The sequence below is a fragment of the Mesorhizobium sp. M5C.F.Ca.IN.020.32.2.1 genome (assembly GCF_004023105.1).
In the GTDB taxonomy this organism is placed as follows: domain Bacteria; phylum Pseudomonadota; class Alphaproteobacteria; order Rhizobiales; family Rhizobiaceae; genus Mesorhizobium; species Mesorhizobium wenxiniae.
In genome coordinates this window covers 1-3,641 of the sequence record NZ_RZSX01000668.1, presented here as the reverse complement: position 1 = coordinate 3,641, position 3,641 = coordinate 1, and the positions used below count along the sequence as shown (strand labels likewise).

Below are 3,641 nucleotides of genomic sequence, written 5' to 3'. Positions count from 1 at the left end.
CCGTATAGCGATTTGCCTGAAATCCGAAGCTGACACGAAGGATACGCCCGATACTCGACACAATCTGGACCATGCTCGACCGGGACTGTGTCGGTTTCGCATTTGCCTCGGGTCAAGAATTCCTGACCTCAGAACAAACATCAAATTAGCGGCGATCCGTTAGCGTTCCGTTAACCTACTGCCGTCCTTAATCAGATTGGAGGCGTTGCGTTGTGCTCCGGGGCAACCGAGAGGAATGCACGAACCATGGGCATGGTACTGACTTTCGTGCCGCGAACGGCGGCAACCAATCGAGCAGAACGAAACACCGGAACGCCGGCAGCGGTGATCATTTTCCCTGGCGTCCGCTACGAGCCACGGACGGGCGAAACGCGGCCAGGCGCCGGTCCGGACAAGCCGGGCTCGTCAAGGACGATGCCGGGGTCGTCGGAGAGGATGCCTGTTCCGCATCATTAGAGCCCGCGCGCCCTGCTGGGCGCGCGCAAAGGAAGACTTTGAATGAGCGCCGCGGCCCGGTCCGACGCGCAAAGGATGCTCTAACACTTTGAAAGCGCGCCGCGCGCCCTGTTCGGCGCGTACAGGAGGCTCTAGCTTTGAATCGCTGCAGGCTGGAAACCGGCCGCCGCATACTTCGGTTGACGTCAGTAGCCCTGCAGTTCGCAGGAACTCCGCTCGAGAAACCGCGACACGATCGGCTTCCAGCTGTCATCGGGCACGAACGAGCGGATGACGAACATGCCTTCGTCGATGGGCGCCTCGACGAAGATTGCTCCTTGCAATTCCTCCGGGAGATCCTTGCGGATCTCGATCATCTGGGCCGGCGTCAGTACGATACTGTCCAGCACCCTTCCGGTCGCACTATGGTCGTTGAAGGAATAGATGTTATGTCCGCTGCGGTCATAGACCGATACGGACCAGAACGGGACGTTTCCCGGTGCCTTCACCCGAACCATCCCTTCGGACAGATCGAACCGGCAAGCCGCAGCATAAAACAGCGGATCGACGGATTTCACCACCGGCGTCCCGCCGGCCTCTGCATCCAGCCTGGTCATCTTATAGAGGTCCGATGCCATGGCCAGCCGCGACCACGCATCACGTTCGGAAAATTCCGGAACGAGCAGCAGCACGACGATGTGCACGATACCGGCGCCAAGCAGGCCGAGCAGGATCGCGTGTAGCAGCCTACGCATTGCAGCCGACCTTCAGGATCTGCGGCAACGTGATATCCGAAAGACCCGTGCTGCTGGCGACCGGCGTGTCGTAAAATGTCAACACGAAATACATCCGGCCGAAGCCGTCGGAAAGCAGCCAGTTGCCTGGTGCGGGGCGGTTGCTGACGGAAATCGCCACCGAATTGTCGGGCTGGCGCAGCACCTGGTAGGATTGAAGTGCCGCAAGCCTTGGTTTTCCGGTCTCGATCACGCCGAGCGATTCATCGGCGGCATAGAGGGTCCAGAACCGGGCTGTGGGAAATCCGCCTTCGATCTCATAGGCGCATTGGCGTTTCAATTGTTCGCCGCCGGAATCGCGTTCGGCGATAAAGGACAGGCCTTCTGTCTGCCCGAGTGCAAGGACACCCTCGCGCGCCACGCGCGCTTTCGAATAAGGATCCGCCGCCCGCGTGCCGATATCGGGGAACGCCGTCCATGGGCCGATCCTGATCGCGCCGATGCCATCCTGCGTCTTGAGAGCGTACCAGACGCTACCGCCGCCGCCGCCGATGGCTATGGCAAGCGCCAGGAGCGTCAGGAATGCGTTCTTGAGCATGAAGAGCCGCGGGAAAGAGGAGTGCGCTCGGGGATATCGCGGGGGAGGGGGCCATGGCAAGCGGACCTCTGTGGAATTGCCGGCGCGAGGGTGGCCTGGCCCGTGTGCCGGCATCAAAGCGTCGACAGGGTCTCCGGCGTCGCAGGCGCCTGGAGGACGGGCGCGGACTGGAACAATCTTGTGATGTCCCTGAGCGCCCGCGTGGTTTGGCTAGACAGCACCGGCGGGCGCTCGGCGGCGGCGTCGGCCGCTGCCTGCTCGGCATCCTTCTTTTCCGCTTCCTCGGCCTTGGCGGCGATCTCCTCGTCGACGAAGGGATGATCGAGACCGGGGATCGGCTTGAGGTCGATATTCTGGTGCGCATAGACCATCAGCCGCTGCCAAACCATCGCCGGCAGCGAGCCGCCGGTCATGTTGTTGGTCGTGGTGAAGTCGTCATTGCCGAGCCACACGGCAGCCGTGTAGTTGCCGGTGAAGCCGACATACCAGGCGTCGCGGTAAGACTGCGTGGTGCCGGTCTTGCCGGCCGAAACGATATTGGGAAGGGCAGCGCGCCGCGCCGTACCCATCACCGGCACCGCCGCCAGCATGGTGTTCATATATTTCAGCGCCTGTTCCGAGAGCACACGGTGCGGCGGCGGCGCATCCTTGGCGAAATCGTAAACCACCTCGCCGGTACGAGTAACCAGCTGGGTGACGCCATGCCGAGAGCCGACAAAGCCGTTCTGGGCGAACACGCTATAGCCTGTCGCCTGGTCCATCACGGTCATGCCCGATGTGCCGAGCACCATCGTCTTGTGCGATTCGAGCGGCGATTCGACGCCCATGGCTTCCGCCATCGCCTTGATCGGCTTGATACCGAGATGATTCTTGGCCAGCCGCACCGGCACGGTGTTGATCGATTTGGCCATCGCCGTGATCAGCGTGACATTGCCGGCCGATCCGCCATTGTAATTGTGAGGCGACCAGCCGCCCCAGGAGATTGGCCCGCCGGAAACGACGGAGTCCGGCGTGAAGCCGTGCTCCATCGCCGTCGCATAGACATAAGGTTTGAACGATGAGCCGCTCTGGCGCAGCGCCTTGGTTGCGCGGTTGAACTGGCTGGCACCGTAGTCGCGGCCGCCGACGATCGCCCTGACTGCGCCGTTGGTTTCGATGACGACCATGGCGCCTTCGGTGACGTTGTATTCCTTGCCGAACTGGCGGAGATGGAACTCCATCGATTCTTCCGCCGCCTTCTGGATATTGGCATCGAAAGTGGTGTGAGCGACCAGCGAATGCTGGCCGGACTTCGCCGCGATCTTCTTGACCTCTTCGAATGCCCAGTCGAGGTAGTAATCCGGGCTCTTCTGCTCGCCGCGGTCGACGATTTCGGCCGGATGCAGCCGCGCCTGCAGCACCTGACCCTCGCTCATGAAGCCTGCCTCGACTAGATTGGACAGCACCACATTGGCCCGCGCCCTGGCAGCAGGCAGGTTGATATGCGGCGCATATTTGGTCGGTGCCTTGAACAGGCCGGCCAGCATAGCTGCTTCGGCGAGGTTCAGATCCTTGACGCTTTTGCCAAAATAGAAATCGGCGGCCGCTTCGATGCCAAAGGTGCCGCCGCCCATATAGACGCGGTCGAGATAGAGCTGCAGGATCTCCTTCTTCGACAGATTGGCCTCAAGCCACAGCGACAGGAAGGCTTCCTTGACCTTGCGCTCCAGCGTCCGTTCATTGGTCAGGAACAGGTTCTTGGCGAGCTGCTGGGTGATGCTCGAGCCGCCCTGCACCACGGAATTCGCCCGCACATTCGCGAAGATCGCGCGCGAAAGGCCGAGCGCATCAATGCCGTGGTGATCGAAGAAACGCCGATCCTCGGTGGCCAGCAC

3 protein-coding genes are annotated in these 3,641 nt (G+C 61.7%); all 3 read right to left on the bottom strand.

Features of this window, described 5'->3' with window-relative positions; genetic code table 11:
• Positions 1-641 precede the first annotated feature (641 nt).
• Positions 642-1,190, bottom strand: coding sequence for a DUF1254 domain-containing protein (locus tag EOA86_RS26630; RefSeq protein WP_128344420.1), 549 nt, complete (start codon positions 1,188-1,190; stop codon positions 642-644).
• The gene (locus tag EOA86_RS26625; RefSeq protein WP_128344419.1) at positions 1,183-1,767 is read right to left on the bottom strand and encodes a DUF1214 domain-containing protein; all 585 of its coding nucleotides are present in this window, start codon (positions 1,765-1,767) and stop codon (positions 1,183-1,185) included. Before EOA86_RS26625 ends, EOA86_RS26630 begins: the two co-directional genes overlap by 8 nt.
• Positions 1,768-1,880: 113 nt before the next feature.
• The coding region (locus tag EOA86_RS26620) for a PBP1A family penicillin-binding protein (RefSeq protein WP_128344417.1) at positions 1,881-3,641 on the bottom strand (1,761 nt) is incomplete at its 5' end.

Coding starts and splice junctions, on each gene's coding strand:
- EOA86_RS26630 (WP_128344420.1), bottom strand. CDS start 1,190: ATGCGTAGGCTGCTACACGCGATCCTGCTCGGCCTGCTTGGCGCCGGT.
- EOA86_RS26625 (WP_128344419.1), bottom strand. CDS start 1,767: ATGCTCAAGAACGCATTCCTGACGCTCCTGGCGCTTGCCATAGCCATC.